Annotated in this window: 2 protein-coding genes; both read left to right on the plus strand. The window is 37.6% G+C overall.

The annotated features are described in order from the left end of the window. The first annotated feature begins 167 nt into the window (after positions 1-167). Positions 168-248 (plus strand): hypothetical protein, encoded by an 81-nt coding sequence (locus V6256_RS16480; protein ID WP_424141076.1) that lies wholly within the window; start codon positions 168-170, stop codon positions 246-248. A gap of 271 nt (positions 249-519) precedes the next feature. Beyond that, positions 520-1,902 carry an NAD-dependent succinate-semialdehyde dehydrogenase gene (locus V6256_RS15055; protein WP_341599088.1) on the plus strand — a complete coding sequence of 461 codons (1,383 nt, stop codon included), beginning with the start codon at positions 520-522 and terminating at the stop codon, positions 1,900-1,902. Positions 1,903-2,044: the final 142 nt, after the last annotated feature.

The following is a 2,044-nucleotide window of genomic DNA, read 5'->3' on the forward strand; positions in this document are numbered from 1 at the left end:
TCAAAATAAAAAACCAAAACAAACTTCATATAAGTAAAATGCAACAAGGTAAAAAGGCGAAGAGCTTTGTTTTATTAACTGCATCTGCAAGAGAGGCTGAAAAAAGAAGTCGCAGAGCTCCTCCGCTCATGATACTAAGCTGACGCTTAATTCGCCCACCGCCCCAAATTGCTCAGTTCCTAAAAGTGAGTAGACCTAGCGTTAATAAATGGCTGAATAACTATCTAAGCGAAGGCCTCGAAGAGTGAAAAGTATATGCTTTAGGGATTGGATGAAACTGACCAGTTAATTTTGTAGATTGGTATCATTCAACATACCAACTAACAAAAGTGATCACTATCACAATGTAACTTTAACAATCTACACTGAATTTTTTTCATCATTTTCTTACCTTTAATACAACTTAAAAATATAAAGTTAAAATAAGTTGTTATAATTCATTTACTTACAATTTATTTAAAAGTTGGCATTGGCTTTGCAAAGTAGAAAATACTTATGCAATAAAGAGGTAACTGTTAAATGAGTAATTCAATACAAACGATCAATCCTTTTACTGAGAAAACAATAAAAGAGTACCACTTGATGGATTTAGAGGGTGCCGAAAAAGCAGTAGAAAAATCAGATGATTGCTTTGCTGAATGGAAGCTTGTTTCTGTTAAAGAACGTATTAAGCTTGCCAATTCATTAGCTGAAGTGATCGAGAAAAATCGTGATGAATTAGTACAATTGATGGTCAGTGAAATGGGTAAGGTGAAGTCACAAGGTGAAAGTGAAGTAACACTTTGTGCAAACATTTGTAAATACACGGCGAGTATTGCTGAACAAGCATTAGCCAACGAAACCCGTGAATATGAAGGCGGTAACGCAATTATAAGCTATCAACCACTCGGTGTTATTCTTGGTATTCAGCCTTGGAACTTCCCGCTTTACCAAGTGATTCGATACAGCATAACCAATTTAGTCGCAGGTAATACAACCGTAATGAAACATGCTTCAAATGTGTTTGGTATGGCAGAAAAAATCCAGTCGCTTTATGAGCAAGCTGGCTTCCCAAAAAATGCTTACCAATCGTTATTAATAGACGGCAAAACTGCAAGTAAATTGATTCGTCATGAGGCTATCAAAGGCGTGACCTTCACTGGTAGTGATAAAATTGGTAAAAAAGTGGCTAAATCTGCTGAAAAACGCAGTAAGAAAACAGTATTAGAGCTAGGCAGTAATGATGCTTACCTTGTCTTAGATGATGCGGATCTACAATTGGCTATCGAAACGTCTGTGCTAGGTCGTATTGTTAATAATGGTCAAACTTGTGTTTCTGCAAAACGCTTTATTGTGACTGAGAAAAATTACGAAGCGTTTAAAACTGGTTTCACTAAAGCCATGCAACAACTTAAAATTGGCGATCCTGAAGCTCAAGATACTGATATCGGCCCAATGGCCAGAGAAGACTTACGAGACAAATTACATGAGCAAGTCACTGAATCCATTGATGCTGGTGCAACTGTGGTGTGTGGTTGTAGCGTGCCTGACCAACAAGGTTTCTTCTACCCTGCTTCTATCTTAGAAAATGTTAAACCTGGTATGCCGGCTTATGATGATGAGTTATTTGGACCTGTCGCGGCGCTGATTAAAGCCAAAGATGATGAAGATGCAATGCGTATCGCCAATGATTCACGCTATGGTTTAGGCGGCGGTATCTTCTCTAAAGATGTAGAGAAAGCGACGGAACTGGCAATCAAACACTTTGATACCGGTATGGTTAATATCAATGGCTTTGCGTTATCACAACCTAACCTGCCTTTTGGTGGTGTTAAAAGCAGTGGTTACGGACGTGAACACGGTGGTTTTGGTATAAAAGAGTTTGTTAATATTAAATCAGTCATGGTTGCTAACAATAAATAATTAGACTGACCAATATGGTCAGTAATAGAGAGGATTGACACTCCTTTCTATTACTACTTTCAATAATTACCAATAATAAAAGCTGGCTTGGTAATCTCCCCATTTTTAATGGAGATCAGAAGTAGACGTTTTTCTCTGTGTT

The organism is Psychromonas aquatilis, from assembly GCF_038155185.1.
GTDB classification, from domain to species: domain Bacteria; phylum Pseudomonadota; class Gammaproteobacteria; order Enterobacterales; family Psychromonadaceae; genus Psychromonas; species Psychromonas aquatilis.

Excerpts from the sequence above, each read along its gene's own strand:
- V6256_RS15055 (WP_341599088.1), top strand. The coding sequence starts at position 520 with ATGAGTAATTCAATACAAACGATCAATCCTTTTACTGAGAAAACAATA.